Genomic DNA, 514 nt, shown 5'->3' with positions numbered 1-514 from the left:
TCGGGCTGCTGCCCGCGGGAATGACGCGCGACTTGGCCAGCACAGACAGCCGATCGAGCGCGCGAAAGGCCGCATCGCCCTGCGGCTGGCTCCAGAACAGCACGTCGCGGTTGGTCGGCAGTGTGGCCAGCAGCCCACGAGTCTCCTTGTCGATACTGAACCAGCCGGCGAAGCCGCCAACTACGACGACAGCCAACAGCCCGAGCGCAATCTTTCTCGCCTTCATCGCAGCCTTCCCGAACGCAGTGACAACACGCCGGAGTGGACCACGATTCGTGCTTCCCGCGGCGGCGCGCAGGGACGCGGTATCAATGCGCCGGCTGCAAGCGGAAGGCACCGACCACATCGGTCAGCGTGCGAGCCTGCTCGCGCAKCGACTCGGCCGCCGCCGCCGATTGATCGACCAACGCGGCGTTCTGCTGCGTCATCTGGTCGAGCTGCGTCACCGCAACGTTGACCTGCCCGATGCCCTCTGACTGCTCGGCCGACGCAGCCGTGATCTCGCCGATGATGT

At 66.7% G+C, this 514-nt stretch carries 1 protein-coding gene and 1 pseudogene; both read right to left on the bottom strand.

Annotated features, from left to right (window positions below; all coding sequences use genetic code 11):
• A partial coding sequence (locus ACXJKH_RS22040) for a hypothetical protein (protein ID WP_457322578.1) occupies window positions 1-226 on the bottom strand: 226 nt, incomplete at its 3' end.
• 82 nt (window positions 227-308) lie between these two features.
• Window positions 309-514, bottom strand: a pseudogene (locus tag ACXJKH_RS22035) (methyl-accepting chemotaxis protein); the annotation flags it as partial.

It is taken from the genome of Stenotrophomonas sp. P5_B8, from assembly GCF_054049855.1.
Note: the sequence above shows the minus strand (reverse complement) of the source record. Positions and strands in the feature narration are given on the sequence as shown.